This window comes from Sphingobacterium sp. UBA7855 (assembly GCA_002500745.1).
Classification (GTDB): domain Bacteria; phylum Bacteroidota; class Bacteroidia; order Sphingobacteriales; family Sphingobacteriaceae; genus Sphingobacterium.
The window spans coordinates 334,929-356,827 of sequence record DLST01000020.1 but is presented as its reverse complement, the minus strand read 5'-3'; the positions used below and the strand labels follow the sequence as shown (position 1 = coordinate 356,827).

General features: G+C 37.5%; 17 protein-coding genes, 1 tRNA gene and 1 pseudogene. 7 read left to right on the top strand and 12 right to left on the bottom strand.

Going from position 1 to position 21,899, the window contains the following annotated elements; all coding sequences use genetic code 11:
• Positions 1 to 15 precede the first annotated feature (15 nt).
• From B2107_RS20890 to B2107_RS20880, 3 genes are all read right to left on the bottom strand, one after another.
• Positions 16 to 726 carry a LytR/AlgR family response regulator transcription factor gene (locus B2107_RS20890; RefSeq protein WP_293957692.1) on the bottom strand — a complete coding sequence of 237 codons (711 nt, stop codon included), beginning with the start codon at positions 724 to 726 and terminating at the stop codon, positions 16 to 18.
• Positions 719 to 1,894 carry a sensor histidine kinase gene (locus tag B2107_RS20885; protein ID WP_293957691.1) on the bottom strand — a complete coding sequence of 392 codons (1,176 nt, stop codon included), beginning with the start codon at positions 1,892 to 1,894 and terminating at the stop codon, positions 719 to 721. Before B2107_RS20885 ends, B2107_RS20890 begins: the two co-directional genes overlap by 8 nt.
• Positions 1,895 to 1,955: 61 nt before the next feature.
• Positions 1,956 to 4,358 carry an outer membrane beta-barrel protein gene (locus B2107_RS20880; RefSeq protein WP_293957690.1) on the bottom strand — a complete coding sequence of 801 codons (2,403 nt, stop codon included), beginning with the start codon at positions 4,356 to 4,358 and terminating at the stop codon, positions 1,956 to 1,958.
• Positions 4,359 to 4,604: 246 nt separating this feature from the next.
• Here B2107_RS20880 and B2107_RS20875 point away from each other — a divergent pair, with 246 nt between their 5' ends.
• Positions 4,605 to 5,627, top strand: coding sequence for a bestrophin family protein (locus tag B2107_RS20875; RefSeq protein WP_293957689.1), 1,023 nt, complete (start codon positions 4,605 to 4,607; stop codon positions 5,625 to 5,627).
• Between the two features lie 4 nt (positions 5,628 to 5,631).
• Here B2107_RS20875 and B2107_RS20870 read toward each other — a convergent pair whose 3' ends face one another.
• Complete coding sequence (locus B2107_RS20870) at positions 5,632 to 6,090, bottom strand: Lrp/AsnC family transcriptional regulator (protein ID WP_293957688.1); 459 nt, start codon at positions 6,088 to 6,090, stop codon at positions 5,632 to 5,634.
• A 144-nt stretch (positions 6,091 to 6,234) separates the two neighbouring features.
• On the opposite strand from B2107_RS20870, the gene B2107_RS20865 reads away from it, so the two are divergent.
• The gene (locus B2107_RS20865) at positions 6,235 to 7,440 is read left to right on the top strand and encodes an aminotransferase class I/II-fold pyridoxal phosphate-dependent enzyme (protein ID WP_293957687.1); all 1,206 of its coding nucleotides are present in this window, start codon (positions 6,235 to 6,237) and stop codon (positions 7,438 to 7,440) included.
• Between the two features lie 193 nt (positions 7,441 to 7,633).
• A complete protein-coding gene (locus B2107_RS20860; RefSeq protein WP_293957686.1) occupies positions 7,634 to 8,815 on the top strand; it encodes a metallophosphoesterase in 1,182 nt (393 codons plus the stop codon).
• A 50-nt stretch (positions 8,816 to 8,865) separates the two neighbouring features.
• Here B2107_RS20860 and B2107_RS20855 read toward each other — a convergent pair whose 3' ends face one another.
• Together B2107_RS20855 and B2107_RS20850 are read right to left on the bottom strand one after the other, a co-directional pair.
• A complete protein-coding gene (locus tag B2107_RS20855; protein ID WP_293957685.1) occupies positions 8,866 to 9,450 on the bottom strand; it encodes a hypothetical protein in 585 nt (194 codons plus the stop codon).
• Positions 9,451 to 9,669: 219 nt separating this feature from the next.
• Positions 9,670 to 10,236 (bottom strand): YceI family protein, encoded by a 567-nt coding sequence (locus B2107_RS20850; RefSeq protein ID WP_293957684.1) that lies wholly within the window; start codon positions 10,234 to 10,236, stop codon positions 9,670 to 9,672.
• Positions 10,237 to 10,433: 197 nt separating this feature from the next.
• Between B2107_RS20850 and B2107_RS20845 the strand changes: the two genes are divergently transcribed.
• From B2107_RS20845 to B2107_RS20835, 3 genes are all read left to right on the top strand, one after another.
• Positions 10,434 to 11,489, top strand: coding sequence for an NAD(P)-dependent alcohol dehydrogenase (locus tag B2107_RS20845; RefSeq protein WP_293957683.1), 1,056 nt, complete (start codon positions 10,434 to 10,436; stop codon positions 11,487 to 11,489).
• Positions 11,490 to 11,843: 354 nt separating this feature from the next.
• Positions 11,844 to 12,788, top strand: coding sequence for an aldo/keto reductase (locus B2107_RS20840; RefSeq protein ID WP_293957682.1), 945 nt, complete (start codon positions 11,844 to 11,846; stop codon positions 12,786 to 12,788).
• A gap of 202 nt (positions 12,789 to 12,990) precedes the next feature.
• Positions 12,991 to 13,746 (top strand): response regulator transcription factor, encoded by a 756-nt coding sequence (locus tag B2107_RS20835; RefSeq protein ID WP_293957681.1) that lies wholly within the window; start codon positions 12,991 to 12,993, stop codon positions 13,744 to 13,746.
• A 63-nt stretch (positions 13,747 to 13,809) separates the two neighbouring features.
• On the opposite strand, the gene msrB is transcribed toward B2107_RS20835, so the two are convergent.
• From msrB to B2107_RS20810, 6 genes and pseudogenes are all read right to left on the bottom strand, one after another.
• Positions 13,810 to 14,274 carry a peptide-methionine (R)-S-oxide reductase MsrB gene (gene msrB / locus B2107_RS21865; protein ID WP_349682268.1) on the bottom strand — a complete coding sequence of 155 codons (465 nt, stop codon included), beginning with the start codon at positions 14,272 to 14,274 and terminating at the stop codon, positions 13,810 to 13,812.
• Positions 14,275 to 14,337: 63 nt separating this feature from the next.
• Positions 14,338 to 14,805, bottom strand: a pseudogene (gene msrA, locus B2107_RS21860) (peptide-methionine (S)-S-oxide reductase MsrA); the annotation flags it as partial.
• 400 nt (positions 14,806 to 15,205) lie between these two features.
• Complete coding sequence (locus B2107_RS20825; RefSeq protein WP_293957679.1) at positions 15,206 to 16,519, bottom strand: sensor histidine kinase; 1,314 nt, start codon at positions 16,517 to 16,519, stop codon at positions 15,206 to 15,208.
• Between the two features lie 189 nt (positions 16,520 to 16,708).
• Positions 16,709 to 18,289 carry a discoidin domain-containing protein gene (locus B2107_RS20820; RefSeq protein WP_293957678.1) on the bottom strand — a complete coding sequence of 527 codons (1,581 nt, stop codon included), beginning with the start codon at positions 18,287 to 18,289 and terminating at the stop codon, positions 16,709 to 16,711.
• A 390-nt stretch (positions 18,290 to 18,679) separates the two neighbouring features.
• A tRNA-Lys gene (locus B2107_RS20815) sits at positions 18,680 to 18,752 on the bottom strand.
• 131 nt (positions 18,753 to 18,883) lie between these two features.
• On the bottom strand, positions 18,884 to 20,803 hold the full coding sequence (locus B2107_RS20810) for an ABC-F family ATP-binding cassette domain-containing protein (RefSeq protein ID WP_293957677.1): 1,920 nt from the start codon (positions 20,801 to 20,803) through the stop codon (positions 18,884 to 18,886).
• 60 nt (positions 20,804 to 20,863) lie between these two features.
• On the opposite strand from B2107_RS20810, the gene B2107_RS20805 reads away from it, so the two are divergent.
• Positions 20,864 to 21,898, top strand: a complete 1,035-nt coding sequence (locus B2107_RS20805) for a quinone-dependent dihydroorotate dehydrogenase (RefSeq protein ID WP_293957676.1) — start codon at positions 20,864 to 20,866, stop codon at positions 21,896 to 21,898.
• The last annotated feature ends 1 nt before the right edge of the window (position 21,899 follow it).

Genomic DNA, 21,899 nt, shown 5'->3' with positions numbered 1-21,899 from the left:
TTGTATTCGATTATTTTAATGTAACCCCAGAAGGGAATATAATTGGTCTTTTTTATTGCTGGCGATAGGAATAATTTTTCCATTCGAAAGCTGAACGATATTTCCATTTAGCGACTGAATATAATCTGTATTGACGATGAATGCTCTATGAATTCGAAAGAAACTGGAATTGTATAAAATTTCCTCCATGGCTTTTAAGGTAGATAATGTCTGATTCGTACCGTTAAGCGTGACAATGGTCAAGTAATTGCCCTGAGCCTCGATGTAGACAATATCCTTTAGCATTAATTTGATAAACTTGCCTTCACTTTTTATGAAAATTCGATCTGTTTTTATAGAACTGTTTTTTAGCTTTTTAAGCATATCTAGTTGTTCCTTTACTCTATTTACAGCTTTTAAAAACCGATCGAAACGAACGGGTTTTATGAGGTAATCCGCCGCTCCTTTTTCAAATCCGTCAATGGCAAAATGCCGATGTGCTGTGATAAAAATAAAGATGGGTTGCTGCGCTAGGGTTTCCAATAGATCTAAGCCCGTCAATTTGGGCATTTCAATATCACTAAACACCAAATCAATGGCATTATCTTGCAAGAAGCTCATGGCCTCGATTGGCTTTCCGAATGTCTTTCTCAGTTCCAGAAAGGGTATTTGATTGACGAAATCTGTAATGAGTTCAATTCCTAAAGGCTCGTCGTCGATGACGATGCAACTATACTTTTCAATCATGCTGTAATGTGATATTTAATACAACTTTAAATTCAGCGTTAGTATCTGTGATTTGGAGATCGCTCTTTGTCGGATAAATGAGGTGGAGGCGTTTTCTTAAATTTTTAATACCAATACCTTTAGACGGAGCTGTTTTTGTTCTATCTAAATTATCATAGTCATTTTTAATTTCAAAAATAAATTGATCTTTGGTAATGCTAATAAAAAGTTGGACAAATGAGTCCTCTTCATTTTTAAGTCCGTATTTAAAGGCGTTTTCGATTAGATTAAATGTCAATAATGGCGCAATTGTTAGGTTGGCAGCGTGCTGTCGGCCTTCGATTTTCAATACAATTTTATAGGTTTTCGGATGCCGCATTTTTTCTAGTGAGAAATAATTCTCAATAAAATCGAGCTCTTTCCCTAAGGAGACATATTCTGTATCCGAGTCATATAACGTGTATCCCATTATTTCGGATAAATTTAAAACAACCTCTGGCGCTGTTGGATCTTTTTTCATGGTCAAACGGTAGAGATTATTTAGCGTATTGAATAGAAAATGTGGATTAAGTTGAGCTTTCAGAAAGTCTTTTTCTACCTGTATGTTTTCCAGTGACAACTTTAACTTCTGCTCTTGAATTCGCATCCTATCTTTGTTTATTCTTCTCATATCAATTAATATTTTGGTAAAGAAAAAAGGAGACATTGAATAGATAACAGATAATGCATTTAATGCAATCACCTTGAAACTGAAAACCGACCAAAGATTTGGAATGAAGTTTCTTTCTTTGCCCATTAATGGGTATAAGTTGGATAGGTCATAACCATATCTGTAGGCTACTACATAAAAAAGATTATTGATAAATAACCAAATAAAAATACATACGGGCGATGCTATAAACGGTAATATCCATAGTTTTGAATTTCGCGCATAGGGTATGATCCAATAGAAAAAGAGATAAAAGACTACAAGTGATGAAATCAGGACGCGGATCGATAAAAATAAGGATTGATTCGGCGGAATTGCCAACACATAGTAGTAGTTGCAGAACAGGAGCACCGTAAATATGAACCACATACCAAAATGTAATATGATTCGAACACTTGGCGTATAGAATGTTTCAATATTCTTTTTTTTAACGAATGGATCTACCTGGGCGATAAATTTGGCAAGCTTATACTTTTTCATTGACCCTTATTTATTTTAATTTAGTAGCTCGTTGAGCTGCAAAGATAAAAATTGTTAACATTTATAATCTTCCGTTTTCCTCCATATTACTAGATTCCATTTTTTTCGCTTTAAACGCCGTGCCCTTTTTGAAATTATATATTAAGGAGATGGAGCAAACACGTGATTGTTCTTTATGACTTATCCAAATTTTAGTATCGTTGAAATAACTTGTTGCTGTATAATTATTGGTATAAAATATATCACTGATGCTCGCCTTAGCCACCAATTTATCTTTCATGAGTTTTTTCTGGATTCCTAAATCGACCGATCCGATGGCTTTAGTTACAATATTTCCGATTAACATTTGTGGTGTATAGAATGCATTTATATTCATACTATAGCCTTTACCACAGGATATTTCCTGTTCCGTCTGTACAAGGAAAGAGGCTTTTTTTAAATTAAAGTTTGGAGAAGCGGAACGGGTATGTGTGAACAGAACGGTATTCGTGCTTGACCAGAAGGAAAAGAAGTCTACAGGCACGCTGATGGTAGCGGTCCATACCTTTTGAGTACCGACGTTGTCTTTAATGACGGTCAACAGCGCTTCTTTTGCCTGGTTGCGTATGATTTGTGATATGGCGTTTTTTGTCTGTGAATAATTTAATGCGCTATAGTATTTTTCTTTCCAAAGCCCACCAATTTCTATTGAATTTGTAAATTGTGGTCTCAAATAGGGATTTCCTGTCTGTACGGAATAATTATCGATATAATATTTATATGGATTCAAATCAAAGTATGAAGGACGTCTAATTCTTCGATTGTAGGAAAAAGTAAGGTAATTGCTTCCTTCCATATTTAGGTCTTTCTTTAAAAATATGCTTGGAAACCAATTGAAATAATGTTGTGAAAGATCTGCCTGTTGTGCTCCCCAAAGTCGCCCCTGGACAATGGATTTCTCTCCTCTAATCCCCAATTGATAATCAATTTTTGCCCATTTTCCCGTGTAATTGGCGTAGGTTGCATAAATTCTTTCTTTATAAGCGAATTCGAAATCAAGCGATGGACTTGGTGTCCAATGTTTATTGAAAATCTGATAGTTATTGGTGTTTATGATATCTGTCGCTGTAGACTTTAAGCCAATGGACAAATTATTTTCTTTTTTTATTATCCAGTTGTATTTTGCTTCGCCCGTAAATATTTTTGCTGTACTTGGATAATTTAATCTAAATAACGTATCGCTAATTACGCTACCTTTGGCATTCCAATCCGTGCTGTTGCTGATACTATTTCCAGTACGCTTATTATGTGTATAATCGGCGATTACAGTGACCTTAGAATGCAAACTGTCTGTTTCCCTACCATAATTGAATCCAATGTTTTGATAATTGGATTTCGATTCGGAAGGAAAGCTGCCCGCCGAAGTGATATCTGTAGCTGGATCTGGGTAGCGCACTGTCGCATGGGCAACCGAGGGACCTGTAAAATTACTATATTGGCCCGTATAGGATAATCCGAAAGATTCCTTCTTTGAACGATCATATGTTACAACCGTTCTTATCCGGCTATTGTTGTTTGTTTGTGTATTGTCTGTTGTTTGACTATATAGACCATTATTGGGAAAATTTCTCTGCTGTTTGAGTTCTTCATAGGATTTAGCGTGAGCGTAAGCATAGCTTGCGGTTAAACCAATTTTTTCCTTCCGATAATTTAAAGCGGCGTAAGGATTGTATGAGGCATATTTTCCGAGGCCTAGTCCATAGTCATTGCCGATATAGCCATTGATTCCTTGCTTATCATTTTTCTTCAAAATAATATTAATTATGCCACCACTGCCTTCTGCATCGAATTCCGCTGAGGGATGTGCCATAATTTCAATGCTTTGGATATCACTGGAACGTAATGACTGAAGGTAATTTTTAAGATCGCTTCCTGCCAGATTAATACTTTTACCGTCTACAAGAATGCGTGTGCCCATTGTCCCGTTAATTGAAATTTGGCCGTTATTGACAAACACTCCTGGTGCTATTTTAAGTAAATCTAATGCTGATTTTCCAACAGCGTTGGCTGTTTGCCCAACATTCATGATGAGACGGTCAATTTTTCGCTGTATGACCGGTCTGCGATTGTTTACCGTCACTTCATCTAGCACGAGGTTAGTTAAGCGTGATTTGGGAACTACAAATGCCATGGTTTCATTCGATTCTTTAATATCGATTTTTTGCTGCATTTTGAGTACTTTTTCAATATGAACTGAAGCGAGATAAGTTCCTTTTTCGTTGATGAATAACTGAAAGTTGCCATACTCATCGGCTATTTTCTCTATAGCTGTATCTTTCATTGCATGTAATGGCTGAAAGGAAACGGTTGCGTAGGGGACTGGATTTCCAGATTGATCGGAGACCTTTCCGATGACTGTGCTTTGAGCGAATAGCAAACTGTTAGCGAAAAATGTAATCAGAGTTACTACTATTAATTTGTTCATAAGTTTCGAATAATTACCCAAAGCTATATTCGACGATGGTTTTATTCAATTTTTTGGGATATATGTTGGTTTTTTCGGGATGAAAAAAGTAAATTTAGTGATAAGCTATTTTGAAATCTATACCTTTAGTTTTGATAGTAGGGCAAAGGTTTAGAAATAATTGCCTCGAAAACAAATTGGTGTATTGAACAGTTATAGATTAAGTGTACTTTCACGGCGTTTTTTAATAAAAGATATTCATTCTTTATGATCACAACGAAATATTTCAATTATAGGCAAATATTCAATTTAGCAGGTGCACATTTGATATGGCTTACGCTTTGGTGCTCCCTCGTGGCGATTATCTATTATTTTTTTAACTGGCAGTGGATGATAATTCCATGGGTTCCGTTGGCCTTGATCGGGACGGCTGAAGCATTCTACGTTGGTTTTAAAAACAATCAGGCCTATGATCGACTTTGGGAAGCCCGAAAAATTTGGGGTTCAATTGTTAATTCTAGCCGGTCATTCACAGCTATGTTATATGCGTTTAACACCGAAAATGGTGATTCTATCGATCTAGTAGAACGGAGAAAAAAGATCGCTTACCGTCATATTGCCTGGCTGTATACGCTGAGGGAGCAATTGTTGGTTCCCACGGAATGGGAGCACATCAGTTTAAAAAAATATATTGGTTCTATGAATGTGAAAAGAAACAGACTTATTAAGGCCGGTTTTCCTGATTACAGTAGGACATCTATTTTTTTGAATAAATATCTTTCTGCTGCGGAGTTCAACGCACAGCGTGAATACAAAAACTTTGCGACTTATCTGATTTCTCAACAAGCTAGGGAAGTAAATGCCTTGAAAAATGATAAGGTCATCTCTGATTTCAATCAAACTCAATTACAGAACTGTTTAAACCAATTTTATGATTATCAGGGGCAGGCAGAGAGAATCAAAAAATTTCCTTCGCCGCGGCAGTTTGCGAGTACAGCATTTGTGTTCAATGTCATTCTTATCATTCTGCTTCCATTAGGTTTAGTAAATGAATTTGCGAAATTGGGCGATTGGGGTATATGGACGAGTATTCCTTTTTGTGTGGTCATAGGATGGATTTATATTGTGATGGAACTGGTGGGTGACTACACTGAAAATCCATTTGGAGGATTGATGTTTGATATACCGATGCTATCGATCTGTCGAACCATTGAGATTGATATCTTGCAGATCATAGGAGACGAAGATATTCCAGAGCCTATTGCTTCAAAAAATGGCGTTTTAGTTTAAGTTTCTACAGCATAATGGCTATGGTATTTTTGACTTCAGTGATCATAAATGAGCTATGCGTGCTTGCGATATGTTTTAGACTCGTCAATTTGGTTAACATAAAATTACGATAGTCTGCCATGTCCTGCACACATATTTTTAATATATAGTCGAAATCTCCGCTCACATGAAAGCATTCTGTTACTTCCTGTAGGTTCATCACCTCTTTTTCAAAATGTAGGATAAATTCTTTTTTATGTTGCACTAATTTAACGTGGCATAATACCAAGAAATCTTTCGCTATTTTGCGTTTATCCAGTACTGCAACATATCCTTTAATGATTCCCGTATTTTCGAGTTTACGTACGCGTTCGTAAACGGCTGTCGCTGATAAGTTAAGTTTGTGGGATAGCTCTTTGGTTGTTTGTTTTGCGTCTTGTTGTAGAAGTAGCAGTAATTTTCGGTCAGTTTCGTCGAAATGCATAGATTTATTTTTGGTTTAATGGATGTTTTCTTAAATCAAATAGATTTTTTTACTAAATATTTTTTGTATAGTAGAATTATACTCTAATATAGCTATAATTTATTGTAATATAATTTAAAATTCCCCAATTTTAAAGATAAAAACATGGAAGATTTTAATGCAGCAAATGAAATTCAAGATTTGCAATATTTTGGTGAGTTTGGAGGTGTAAATCCGTCAATATCGGACAGTTCCACCTATACCTTTCTTTCCGCTAAAATGATGTTAGATACATTCGAAGGAAATGGAGAAGGTTGTTATCTTTATTCAAGACATTCCTCTCCAATGAATGTATACTTAGCGAAGGCATTAGCAAAAATGGAAGATACCGCTGCGGCTAATGTGACATCTTCTGGGATGGGAGCCATAACTACGGTTCTCTTACAGCTCTGTAAAAGCGGAGACCATATTATTTCAAGCAGGACAATCTATGGGGGAACGTATGCTTTACTCAAAAATTTTCTCCCACCTTTCCAAATCGAGACGACATTCTTGGATATTGATGATTTTGAAGCATTAGAAAATTCGATAAGACCCAATACAAAAATTTTGTACTGTGAAAGTGTGAGCAATCCGTTGTTGCGAGTGGCGGATCTGAGGAGGTTATCGACGCTATGTAAAAAGTATAAACTAAAACTGATTGTTGACAACACCTTTTCTCCTTTGTCAATTTCACCGATACGCTTGGGCGCAGATATCGTGATTCATAGCTTAACAAAGTTTATCAACGGTAGCAGCGATAGTCTTGGTGGTGTATATTGTGCAAGCCAGGAATTTATCGACGAAACTAAAAACGTCAATAGTGGAGCTTGTATGTTGCTGGGACCAACAATGGACAGCTTACGCTCGGCGAGTATACTGAAGAATCTACGCACGCTTCATATACGGATGAAACAGCATAGCTATAACGCGCTTTATTTAGCTGAGCGATTTGAGCAAGATGGATTAAAGGTTTCTTACCCAGGACTGGTATCTCATCCCAACCACGAGTTAATGAAGAGCATAATGCATGAAGCGTATGGATTTGGCGGTTTAATGACCGTGGACGTTGAAACGACTGAAAGAGCTAATGATTTGATGGAGATGATGCAGTCTGAAAATTTAGGATATCTTGCTGTAAGTTTAGGTTTTTACAAGACATTATTTTCCTGCTCGGGCCGTTCGACCTCATCCGAAATTCCTGAGCAGGAACGTTTAACAATGGGAATTTCAGATGGATTGATCAGATTCTCTATTGGTTTAGATGACGATATTGAGCGGACTTATACGAAAATGAGAGCATGTATGCAAAAGGTCGGTATATTGAAATAATTATCAATTTGAAAATAACTTTAGGACATTATGTCATGTTTTGAATAAATGTTAGGAAATTTCACTATCAAATAGGGTTGAAATAGAGCCAATTGTCACGAGCACATCAGTATTTCGGAAGTAAGCTTCTAGCGATCCAACGATATATCTTTTGGCATATCATTAGCAGTTTAACATATGTATTTGGTACCATATGGCAAAAAGACTTCTATTCATTTTATTCCTATTTATTTTAGGGGATTTCTATTTTTTTCAGGCTTTCATTACCGTTGCTAAAAGTTCAGTTTTTCAGAGTATATATTGGTGTTTGGATTTATTGTTGCTTGTGGGAGTTTTCGCTTTATTTTTCTTGCGGAAGGCAGGTCATGAAATCCAGCGGTCAGCGACCAGTTTGGTTACGGCATTTTTGATTGTTTATATACCTAAATTGATCGCTATTCCATTTTTACTCCTCGAAGATCTTACGCGCATTTTCCGCTCTTATCCGCCGCGTAGTATTCTTTTGAGCGAGATTGTCCTACTCATTTCGGTACTTATGCTACTGATTATTTTTTTCGGGCTAACGAGAGGTCGTTATTTTTATAGAGTACGAGAAGAAGTTGTGAGTTTTCCAGATCTCCCCGAGGCGTTTAACGGCTTTAAAATTACGCAACTGTCAGATATCCATTCTGGGAGTTTATCTGATAGGAGAAGAGTGCGTAAAGGTATTGATTTAGCAAATGCTCAGAACAGTGATCTTGTATTATTTACTGGCGATTTGGTCAATAATAGGGCTTCTGAAATGGAGCCATGGGTTTCAGAATTTAATCGCTTGCAAGCTCCGTTCGGCAAGTTTTCAGTTCTTGGAAATCACGATTATGGGGATTATGTGCAATGGGATAGTGTCGAATCAAAAATCGCAAACCTGAATAGACTTAAGAAGATTCACCATGAAATGGGATTTAAATTATTACTGAATGAATCAATAGCAATTGAAAAGCAAGGAGATCGTATTTCTTTAATCGGTGTTGAAAATTGGGGCAAAGGTGGATTCCATCAGTATGGCGATCTTGCTAAGGCTACCATTGGTTTGAACAAGGATACTTTCAAAATTTTGATGTCTCATGATCCTTCCCATTGGGATCATGTTACCTTGGGTCACGATCAGCATGTACATTTAACCCTCGCTGGTCATACACATGGTATGCAGTTTGGGATCGAATTATTTGGATTTAAATGGAGCCCAATTCAATATTTTTACAAACAATGGGCAGGGCTGTATCAAAAACATGGAAAATATCTTTACGTCAATCGTGGATTTGGCTTTCACGGTTTACGAGGGCGAATAGGAGTATGGCCTGAAATCACTGTTGTTACTTTGAGGAAAAGCGATTAGACGCAAGAAACAGTCAAAAAAACTCGAATAATTTATACGTTCTAATTGGCTCATATCTTACTCATAGAAATATTGCTGATGACTTCAAAATCTGAAATTCTATAATCGTCGTCAAAGAATAGTCCATTTACATAGCGTTGTATGGGGTAGAATAAATCTGCGGGCGCGTTACCGAAAAAGGTTTTAAAATCATTCGGAATAGAATACAATTTATTGTATTGACCTTTCCCCAAGCTGATACCACCGATTTTTTTCAAATAACCGGTTATCTTGTGTTTATGTTTACCAGAAAATATTTCTTTTGTGTCGACAAAATAATCCTCAATATAGAAATTACGGATGTCCTGAAGTTTAAGGTCACTTTTGGGGTCTGGTTTAATGCGTCTAGCGTAGGAGACATCCACTAAAGTGCAACTGGCTTTCTGTACCTTTGAAACATCAATAAAATACCCTTCATCAACCATAAGATGTTTACTGTCTTTATATATCCCTAACAACATCTCATTGATCTCTCGGTCGGAGTAATCCGATATATTAGAAGATCTTCCTAACTTCTCAAATGCAAGGCCACTATTACTCCAATTTTTTCTAATTCTATTAAGCTCGTGCTGTTGAAAAGTTTTTATTTTCTCCATAAATCCTTTGTATAATTTATCTTTAGGAATTTTAAAGATAAATCTAAAACTTCACTTTCGTTAATTTTCAGGTATGTTATGTGTAATTTGAAACAAATCTAATTTAATAGAATTCACGTTACATACAGTTGAAAAATATTAACAATCAAATTTTAGTACACTTGGAGACTGGAAAGAGTCTTATTAGCAGTAGTTTATTGATTCGCTCCAATGCATGAGCTATTTTGTTCCCTTAATCTGTATATCCAATGTGAACTCATCGTTTATAGCGCGGTTGCCTAAGTCAGAGAAGAAACTCGCAGAACGGTACTGTATATCAAAATCCAAACGATTGACTTTTACGCCGACAGCTTCTGCAGCTAGACCATCTACCGAAGTGGTGACTTTCGCAGGAAATGATATTGATTTTGTTTTATTCTTAATTGTAAGATTACCTGTTATGATTGGGTTTGCTTTGCTGTTGTCAACTTTACTGATGACAAATTTCGCAGTGGGATAGCTCGGGACATTAAAAAAATCTTCATTTTTTAAATGATCCGTCAATTTGGGCGCATCAGTACACGCCATGGAATTCATATCTATTGTAAAGCTACCGGCTATGATTTTTCCTTTATCGGTCTGTATACTACCATCTTGTAGATTTATAACGCCTACATGTCCACCGACGACCTTTTTGGCGCTCCATTTGATTTTCGAGGATTCGGTATTCACCTTATAATTGATTTTTTGTGCAAAAGCCATCGCTGTAAAGCAAAGAAGAGCCAGCGTTAAATTGATTCTTTTCATTGGAATGATTTATATGTACTCAAATATACACTGTACTATGCATAATCTATATGTTGAAACTTGCTTTTTTGTTTGTCGAATGTCAATATTCCGATTCGACTTCCTCATTCATCAACAATACCTATTAACTTTACACAAGTTAAAATGAGGATAGAAGTCATTTTCGTATCCAAATGTGGTCTATAAAAAAAGATAATATGATTAAATCGAAAGGTTATGCGGCAAAAGACAGTAATTCTCCACTTGAATACTGGGAATTTGAAAGGAGAGAGCTGGGTGCAAACGATGTATTAATAGATATCTTGTATAGTGGCATCTGTCATTCAGATATTCATCAAGTACATGATGAGTGGGGTGGTACACACTACCCGATTGTACCAGGGCATGAGATTGTCGGCCGCATTAGTGCAGTTGGTGCTGACGTGACAAAATTTAAGAAAGGTGATCTTGCAGGTGTAGGCTGTATGGTTGCCTCGTGCGGTACTTGCGAAAACTGTAAAGCAGATCAACAGCAGTTCTGTTCTGAAAAGAAGACCGTCTGGACCTATAATAGCAAAGATGTGATGCATGATCACAGCTATACCTTTGGCGGCTACAGCAATAATATCGTAGCGGACGCAAATTTTGTGCTTCATGTGCCAGAATCATTGGATATTAAAAAGGTTGCCCCACTGCTTTGCGCTGGGATTACAACGTATTCTCCATTAAAAAGATGGAATGTCAGCAAAGGTCATAAAGTTGGTGTATTGGGGCTAGGTGGATTAGGGCATATGGCTGTTAAAATTGCGGTAGCGATGGGGGCAGAAGTTACCATGATTAGTCATTCGCCACGTAAAAAAGACGATGCGACTTTGCTTGGCGCGCATAAGTTTTTAAATACGCATGAGTCTAATGAGATCGACGAGTTTTCATCGTATTTTGATTTCATTATTGATACAGTATCGGCTCCCCATGATTACAACCTCTATTTAGCACTGTTAAAAACAAAAGGGGTTTACATTTGTGTCGGAATTCCAGCTGCTCCGATGGAGATTAATGGCCGGTCCATTATGGGGGGGAATAAGGTCCTAACGGCGTCCAGTATTGGAGGTATACAAGAAACTCAGGATATGCTTGATTTTTGCGCAGCGCACAATATTCTGCCTGAGACAGAAATGATCAATATTGATTATGTCAATGAGGCTTACCAAAGGGTATTGGACAGTGATGTTAAATATCGATTTGTAATCGATATGTCATCCATCGAAAAGTAATATATAAAAGGGTCGACTCGAAATAGAGTGACCCTTTTTTCTACCCATCATTCGTTACTCCTTCACCTGCAAATGTTCGTTTTCCGCTACAGTATTGATCCAGATGCTTAATTGGAGCTTCGCCGCTTGATTTGTTCTTAAACCATAGAGCCTTAGATTTTTCTCCCGGAATTATCCTATTTATAATGCTTTGAACGATTATTTTGCTCATGCAATATTACGTTTTCTGAATTCGTTTTATGACAATTTTATGTGACAGGTGTTTGCGCTAGCACGCTTCTAATAATGTAACTTTAATGTCTACACAGCGGTGTGATCCAGTTTTTTTTTAAAATGGAACAATACATAAATTAAATGAAAAAGATAGAAATACAACACACAGATTTGCAGATAGCACCTCTAAATTTTGGCGGAAATGTTTTTGGATGGACGTTGGACGAACAGCAGTCGTTTGAGATTTTAGACCAATTTGCAGGTGCAGGATTTAATTTTATTGATACGGCGGATACGTATTCGTGGTGGGTAAATGGCATAGGAGGGCAATCCGAGGAAATAATTGGTAAATGGTTGAAGAGCCGCGGCAATCGACAGGAAATAGTAATTGCTACAAAAGTTGGCTCAGAAACTCGGGAGCATGGTTACGATATTTCAAAAAAACATATTTTAAAATCTGCTGATGATTCGTTGAGACGATTGGGAGTAGATCATATTGATTTGTACTACACGCATTTTGATGATAAGGTAACACCAGTGGAAGAGACACTATCGGCTTATGATGAACTAATTAAAGCAGGTAAGATTCGCTATATTGCAGCTTCTAATTTGTCGCCAACAAGATTGATTGAAAGCTTTGATGCTGCCGAGAAGAATGGTTTGCCAAAATATGTGGCACTGCAACCACATTACAATCTCGTTGAAAGATCAGGTTTCGAAGCTGATTATGCCCCATTGGTTGAAAAGTATGGTTTAAGTGTATTTCCCTATTGGTCACTTGCGGCTGGTTTTTTGACTGGTAAATACCGAACTGAAGCCGACTTCGACAACACTACTCGCGGCGGTGGGATAAAGAAGTATTTCGACAATAAGGGAAAAGCTGTCCTTAAAGCCTTAGATTCGATTGCCGACAAACATGGCGTAAAGCAGGCTACCGTTGCATTAGCCTGGTTGTTGGCCAAACCGCTGATCACGGCACCAATCGTAAGTGCAACAAGTGCGTCCCAATTGGAAACATTATTTGCTGCTCCAACGCTCAAATTGGATACAGAAGATATTCAATTGTTGAATGAAGTAAGTAAATAACATGTGGCTTATCTTTTATGATCGCCTTTAGTTTCCAAGTAATCCATTAAAATCTCCATTATCCGTGGAGATTTTTTTAGTCTTTTGACTGGGATTGCAAAACATGAATAGAGCAGCTTATTTTCCAAACATATTGCACTTTGTTTGAATAAACGGTATAACTGACTATAGTTTTATTTAACTTCGTTTTTTGATTTTTGTTATGGATTATAATGCGCTATTTTCGAAAAAAAACACACTCGATCGTCTTTCGGAAAAGGATATCTTACAGACCCATGACTATCTTGAGTTTGTAAAAGCTTTATCGCGGATCACCTATCAAAGTATTTACCTGATAGATTATCAAAGTAAAAGCTTTGAATACGTTTCTGATAATCCTCTTTTTTTAGCTGGTTTGACCGCTAAGCAGGTGATGGAAATGGGATATGCTTTTTATGAGAAATATGTTCCTGCTGATGATTTTCAGATGCTTATTGATATCAACGAAGCTGGATTTAGCTTTTACGAAAAGCTACCACTTGAAGAGCGGAAATCATACGTTATATCATACGATTTTCAAATACAACATGCTCCAAATAGACCGGTTTTAATTAATCACAAGTTGACGCCTGTTTTTTTAACAGAAGAAGGGAAAATATGGAAAGCCATTTGTATCGTTTCTTTATCCACCAATATTTCTTCAGGTAATGTAGTGATCGAAAAACTTCATGCTGATTTACTATGGGAACTTGATCTGTTGACAGGAAAATGGATATCCCGAAATAAAATAAATCTTACAGCGCGCGAAATAGAGATATTGCGCTTTTATCATCGTGGACTCAGTATTCAGGAAACATCCGAACGAATTTTTGTTTCTATCGATACGGTGAAATTTCACCGGCGGAAATTATTCGAAAAGCTCGGGGTAAGTAATATGAATGAGGCACTTGTCATTGCACTGAACAGTCGGTTATTGTAGTGATGTATGGAAATGTGATCTCTAAAATAGTTTAATAGTGCCTCTTTATGAGGCGCTATTAAACTATTTTTTTACCAGCAGTGGCAGATATTTCTCGTAACCTTGTTCTTTCATATTATCTTTTGGAATAAATCGGAGTGAAGCACTGTTTATACAATATCTCAATCCTCCTTTATCAGCCGGACCATCATCGAAAACGTGTCCAAGATGTGCATCTCCCGTCTTGCTACGTACCTCTGTTCTGCGCATTCCGTAGGAGTTGTCAGATAGTTCGTCAATTACACTATCACTGATTGGTTTGGAAAAGCTCGGCCATCCACATCCAGATTCAAATTTATCAGTAGAAACAAATAAAGGTTCTCCCGTGGTGATATCTACATAGATACCTTCTCTAAATTCGTCATTATATTCATTATCAAATGCGCGTTCAGTAGCGGCATTTTGTGTAACATTATATTGTAACGGTGTAAGTACTTTCTTTAGCGTCTCTTTATCTGCTTTTTTGTAGGATCCTTCGTTTTCCTGAATTGCTTTTTGCGGATTTGCTTGGCGAGCCAGCTCAAATAAATCTGGGCTTATATGGCAGTAACCGCCGGGGTTTTTGTCCAGATATTTTTGATGGTAGGCTTCAGCATCATAAAAATTTTGTAAAGGCTCTACTTCTACGACTATTTTTCTTGAATACTGACTTGCCAGTGCAGCTACTCGTTCTTTGATCATTATCGCGTCACTTGTATTGGTATAATATATACCGGTGCGATATTGTGTACCGATGTCATTACCCTGTTTATTCAGTGAAGTGGGATCGATCGTTTTGAAGAATAGGTCGATTAGAAGGTTGAGATCTACGATTTGAGGATCGTAGCTCACCTTAACGGTTTCAGTAAAGCCAGTCGTTCCACTGGACACTTGTGTATAAGAAGGGTTTTTAAGATTTCCGTTGGCATAGCCAACCTCGGTTGCGGTAACGCCACGAACTTGTTTAAAAAAATGTTCGGTTCCCCAAAAACAACCTCCGGCGAAATAAATTACGTGATCTATTTGATTTATAGTATTCATAGTTTTTTGTTTTGTCGATTTTAAATCATTCCCCTTTTGCGAAAAACACACCTTAACAATTAGAAATAGACCAAAGGCTATCGTAAGGAGTATGATGAAGTGTTTCATAAGTATACTTCTTTAGCTTTGAAACAACATTGTTTGTTTTCCATAGTGATCAAAGACCGTACCTGTATTTCGAAGTATATTATTAGATTTTCATTTGAATAGATTCTATGTGCTCTTTTTACAATCGTACGACTAAGCTAATCAATTCACGCTAAAATGTGACAAATTGATAATAAAGAGATGATTCACTCGCAGCATAGCTGACAGGTCATTTCAGATACATCTTGTCTGACGATTCTTATCGACGTTCGAAGTGTATGCCGTATTCCCATCTGAGCATTTAGTTTTACTGCTAAACACATGAAGGTGATTCTACCTTAGTTTGGGTAATATGAGTTGGAGAGGACGGTAGTCCTACGCTAAAAATGGATCCTTCATTAGGTGTGCTTTGAATGTTTACAATACCATTATTTCTCTCAATCAAATCCTTGCACAATACAAGTCCAACACCCGATCCAGGCTCATGTTCAGTTCCAAAGGACTTTTGCTGAATCTCATTAAATAGCGCGGCGGATTTTAACGGATTTATACCTATACCTTCATCCTGAATATGGATATGCGTATAGAGATCGTCCACACTAATATAAATGTTGATATTCCCATTAACATAACTAAATTTTATCGCGTTACTGATTAAGTTTCGTAAAATGATAGTGGTATGGTCTCTATTGGCAATTATTTGCGTGTCTGGAGGTATATCCAAGTTGATTTTGAGTTGTTTAGATTGCGCATTATCATTGAAGCTTTTGATAATGTGTTGAATAATGGGTTTAATCAATAGTTTCGATGTGCTACAATTCATGCCTTGCATATTGCTGCTGCCCCATTGCAGTAGGTCATCTAACGCTTGATTCTGCTGAGCGATTTGTTGATAGATTTGTTGAATATATTCCTGTGAAGTGGTACTGTTTAGCATTTGGTTACGGAACATAAATACCAGTGCTTCTAGGTTGGCAAAAGGACTTTTGATGTCGTGCGCAATAATAGAAAATATTTTTTCCTTGTCGCGATTCATAGATTCTAAATTAAGGCGCTGCTGCTCGATCTTTTTCATATTTTTATAGATGATATCGAGAAAAAAGTTGACCGCCACGACGATAAAAGCAAGCGCATTAATAATATTGAACACAGATCTTGATCGCGGAACGTGCTGGCGTAGTGGAAGTATATCGGGTAGCAGATATAAAAGTGAAATTAGAAAAGCTATCGTAAGACAAAGGACTATATGAATCTTTCGGTTTTCATACATCAACATGGCGACGATTAATGTGCACAATAAAAAATATTCTCCACCATTTCTATAGAGCAAAGCTCCTGCAAAGAAAAACACAGAATTACTTGTTAACAATGTGGCCTTAGCGATGTTGTATTTCCCATAATATTGAAGGACAAGCACTGTAAAGGCACAAGTCGAATTGGAAAAATTAATCGCAGATAAAATATAACGTTGATCGATAAGATTAAGGATTGCAAAGAAAATAGTTGGAAATAAACATAACAATGCAATCAGATTGATCATGTACACGCGTTTGAAATCGATGTATGACATGCCCGGATGTGCACCAATATAGGAAAATAGTTTCCAATATTTACGTAATTTATTCATAAAGACGCGTCGGATTAACTTATAATGTGTTAATATCCAAAATTAACATAAATCGGGAGTTCAACAATGGTTTTTCAATATTTCATTGTTTCTATACTACGCTATTTGTCTCGCATATTGGTTGAAGATAATCCTTGCTTATAGGCGCTGTTAATAATTAATCTTGTGATTGTAATTCTTTATCAGTTCTTAGTACGTCCCAAAATCAGCAAGATGCGAATAGAAGAAATCGCCCCAAGAGCTAGTAGATTCAATTTTAAGGTAACGCGTGCTAATTGATGCGTTGAGTTCGACATTAATCCAAGAACCTGAGACTTTTGGCAATTGTGCTGTTTTGATTAGGGTCCAACTTGTACCGTTCGTACTTGCATAAATATTGACATCTTTTATTGCTCCATTTAAATTATCTCGATTACGAAATGCAAGGCCCTTAATAGTGCGTACAGCTCCCATATTGACCGAGAAGAAATGTGGTTGGGGTGTTTGGGTTGATGACCATGGGGTATGCCAAACAGTGCCTCGGTTCATATCCAAGACATTATTTGCAGTTGAACCAAGCTCATTGCTATCGCTTCCGATGATGGACCAACTTGTCGTCGGCAATAGTTTATAAGTAACAACTTTGGATAGATCGGGAATATTGTTGGTAAAGTTATAGGCGTAACGTATGGTTGTGCGAATACCATTGACGTGCATAAAGCCAATTCTCATTTCATAATTTCCTGTCAGGTCATAAAAATCAGCGAGTGGGCATTCGAATCTAAAACTATCCTGACCGATGATTTTTGTCGCCCATTGTACGGCATCATAATCATTGTTCCCACCGAAGGGCTCTCTATCATGCCAAACAACAATATCATTGACAGGCTTGTTAGTGGTAAATTTTCCGGAAATGATAATCGTATTGTTTGTAAAGATCGAATTCAAAGATACAATTTCTGCTGACGCGGATGCATACCAATCACTTCTAGTCACAGAACTAAATACTTGACTATTATTAAATGTCGCCGCGGTGGTACTTGTCAGGGAGGTTGTTGAGATTCCATAAGTGGAATTTCCTGAGCCCATTAAGGCTGTGCCTAAAGTGGGTGCCAAGGTCTTATTCATTCTGTTGTGGCTGGCATTCAAGCCATGGCCCAATTCGTGAATCATACCACCAATCCATACGGTTGCCTTCCACCCAATATCGCCGCCGATTCCCAAATTTTTAGCATCAAGATTTGCATAGTCCAATGCGTAACAACTAGTGCCGGTGCCATAGAATGGCGGGCCGCCTGGATTTGCAGGATCGGTGTTGTAAGTCGGAATAATAATGAGGTTATGCGCGCTTTTCTTTGCCGATGGATTTTGACCAAAATATGCATCTACCTCCGTCTTTACTGCTCCGTTGCCCCCAGAATAGGGGTAAGTTGCTTTTCCAAATTGCCCAGCAAGGTAATGAATATTTATTAACGTATCATTGACCAGATCTAATCCAAAAGATTTTCGACCAAATCCTTCGCGGTCCATGTTATTGGCAAACATATTTTGCGCATCTAATAGAATTCTGCTTAGACGTTTTCGGAAATTGGGAATAGAATCCACATCATTGGGAACGAAATAGATCACGTTTAGTTTGTAAGGGTTGCTGTTCCATTCGTTGATCGCGGTTGCTGCTGAGGCTTTTGCTTTGAGAGGGCCGACACTCTCTGTTGTGTTCATCAAAGTTTTGCTACAGGACGCAGTAAGTAGAGCAAGCGATGCTAATAGTGGATTTAAAAATTTTCTCATAATGGTTTATATTGTGTGTAATAAATATAAATGAAAGTCCATTTATTTCGGTGTAAGAAAATAAACTTTTGATAAAATCAGTTTAGTCAATCGATTGATTAGTCAAGTTTGAGAATTGTTTTGTAACATTTTAAATTTCTATAAAATGATTTGACTTAACCATGGATTTTTAAAAGAATGGGACAGAAATTGAACTATATACTTATTAGTAAGTCTCAGGGATAGGTTTTAGTCACTATAATATCAGTACTTTTTTATTTTAACCAGTTAGTTTTGATCATATCATTGGTCCTATATCAATTCCACGATCCTTCTGACCGAGCCGGCTCATTTTTCGATTGTTAACCTACTAAAACAACAAAAGCCAATCGAAAGATTAGCTTTTGTTTGTGATCCCGCTGGGATTCGAACCCAGGACCCATACATTAAAAGTGTATTGCTCTACCAGCTGAGCTACGGAATCGTACTTCGTTTTAGAACTATTGTTCGTTGTTTGAAGTGATGCAAAAGTAGGGCTTTAATCCTATTTCTGCAAATATTTTTGGCTTAAAATCACCTTTAAACAGGTAATAACCTGATTTTAAGTCGAAAAAATTAATTGTCTTCTAAATCCATGATTTCTTCCGCTAACTGTTCCCAGCTTTCCTGAAATTGTATCAATAATGCTTTTGCCGAGTTGTATGAGCGCGTAGTGTCCTGTAATTTAGCAGCATCGGAATAGACCGCTTCATCGGCAAGCTTTGACTCTAATGTTTTGACCAAAATTTCCTGTTCTTCTATTTTTTGTTCAAATGACATAAGTTCTTTATTCTTTCTGCTCAATAAGCGCGTTTTATCTTCCGTAAGCGGTTGCTTTTCTTTCTTCGCTTTCGGTTCTTCCTTGGCTTTTTTCTCCGTCTTACCTTCAGTTTTGACAATTCGTTTTGCCGCCCATTCTTCATATTCCTGGTACGTACCTGGGTACTCTTTGATTTGTTTATCTTCTATGTACCAGATTTTATTCGCGACATTATCCAAGAAATAACGGTCGTGGGATACAACAATAAATGTGCCTTCGTATTGTTGCAAAGCTTGGATCAGAATGTTGACCGACTGCATATCCAAGTGGTTGGTCGGCTCATCGAGTGCCAAGAAGTTGGCATCTGCTGTTAATGCTTTAGCAAGGGCCACACGTGATTTCTCTCCTCCAGAAAGGACTTTAATTTTCTTGAAGGCATCATCCCCTGTAAAAAGGAAACAGCCTAGGATAGACCGTAATTCAGTTTCTGTATGTTTCGGTGCAAAGGCTTGTAATTCGGCAAGGATGGAATTCTCCAGGTGTAAGGCCTCAAGCTGGTGTTGCGCAAAAAATGTTTGCGACACATTATGGCCTTGTTCAGCCTTTCCATCAAACTCGTGATCCGCATCAGCCACAATGCGTAATAATGTCGATTTACCTTTACCATTGGCACCGATCAAAGCGATTTTATCGCCCTTTTCAATAATTGCTGAGGTGTTTTTTAATATCTCTAGGTTAGGATAGGACTTGGAGATATTTTCTAAAGTAACGACATGGCGGCCGGAAGGTTTCGAAAATTTAAAACTAAAGTTTACCGTCGGATTATCGTCATCTACGTCGTCAATTCTTTCCAAGCGATCCAAAGCCTTGATGCGTGACTGAGCCATTTTTGCTTTCGATGCTTTGGCCCGAAAGCGCTCAATTAAGCGCTCTTCCTGTTTAATTTTTGCTTGTTGGTTTTTGAATTGATTAGCCTGAAGTTCATTTCGCAGTTCTTTTTCTTCAAGGTAAAAACTGTAGTTACCTGCATAAAGTGTTAATTTCCCTTTACGCGATTCGACCGTTTTTTTAATGATACGGTCCAGGAAATATCTATCATGGGAAACAATCACAATAGCACCATCGAACGACTGAAGATAGTTTTCAAGCCATTTAATTGAAGGTAAGTCCATGTGGTTGGTAGGCTCATCTAGCAATAAAATATCCGGAGTCTGTAGAAGGATACGGGCTAGCATGACCCGCATACGCCAACCCCCTGAGAACGTAGCTAGCGGTCTTTTTTGTTCCGCTTCAGAAAAGCCAAGACCTGCGAGGATTTCATGAGCTTTAAATTCAATGTTATACCCATCTAGGGCTTCGAATTCTACCTGTTTGTCACTCAATTTATTCAGAATATCATCGGAGTAGTCTGTTTCTAATTTACCAAGTAACTCTTCGATTTCGGCATGTAATTGATTTTGGCGTTCAAAGGCTTCCATTGCAACATGCAAAATGCTTTTGTCAGAATGGTATGATAATAAATCTTGGTTTAAATAGCCAATCTTCAGGTCCTTCGCCATAGAAATTGATCCTGATGTCGGTGTGTATTGACCGACAATAAGCCGAAGCAACGTAGATTTACCTGTGCCATTAGCGCCGATCAGGCCAACTTTATCTCCTGGTTTGATATGCCAGTTTGCTTCATCATATAGGGCACGAGATCCTATTTCAAATGTTAAATTATTTATTGATATCATTTCAACTGCAAAAGTACAAAAGTAATGAATATTTCTTCTTGTTTGAGTAACTTTGCGATTATGTATAAATTAGTCAAGCCTATATTCTTTACAATGAATCCCGAGATGGCTCACCACAAAGTGACCGGAGGATTAAATGTTTTCTCAAAAATTTGGGGTGCAAAGCAATTATTGAATGCTTTTTTTACAGTCGAAGATCCACGTTTGGAGCGTGAAGTTTTTGGGTTGAAGTTTAAAAATCCAGTAGGTCTTGCAGCGGGATTTGATAAAAATGCGGAGTATATTGCTGATATGGCTAATTTGGGGTTTGGTTTTATTGAAATTGGAACAGTAACTCCTAAACCGCAACCCGGTAACGATAAACCTAGAATGTTTCGTCTGGTACCGGACGAGGCGCTGATCAATAGAATGGGATTCAACAATCAGGGCGCTGATGTTGCTGCGAATAGATTAAAAAACTTGACAGATCGTAAAGGGTTATTGATAGGAGGGAATATCGGTAAGAATAAACTTACGCCGAATGAAGACGCAGTTAATGATTATATCTATTGTTTCAATGCATTATTTGACCATGTGGATTATTTTGTTGTCAACGTCAGTTCTCCCAACACGCCTGGTCTACGCGATTTACAGGAGAAGGAACCGCTAACAAACATCCTCAATACCTTACAGGGATTAAATAATAGTAAATCAACTCCGAAGCCTATTCTACTTAAAATCGCTCCCGATTTAACAAATAGTCAATTGGATGATATCGTGGAGATTGTTATGGAGACGCGGATTGCTGGCGTTATTGCGACAAATACCACTGTCTCAAGAGATGGATTAAAGAGTGCAACGGCATTAACTCAAGAAGCAGGGGGAGTGAGTGGACGTCCTTTAACAAAAAGATCTACGGAAGTTATTCGGTACCTCAGTCAAAAATCGAATAAGGCTTTTCCAATTATTGGTGTTGGTGGGATTCATTCGGCTAAAGATGCCATTGAAAAATTGGATGCAGGTGCTAGCCTTGTTCAGGTTTACACCGGATTTATTTATGAAGGGCCTGGTTTGATTGCCAATATTTGTAAGGGTATACTTCAGACAGGAAGGTAAT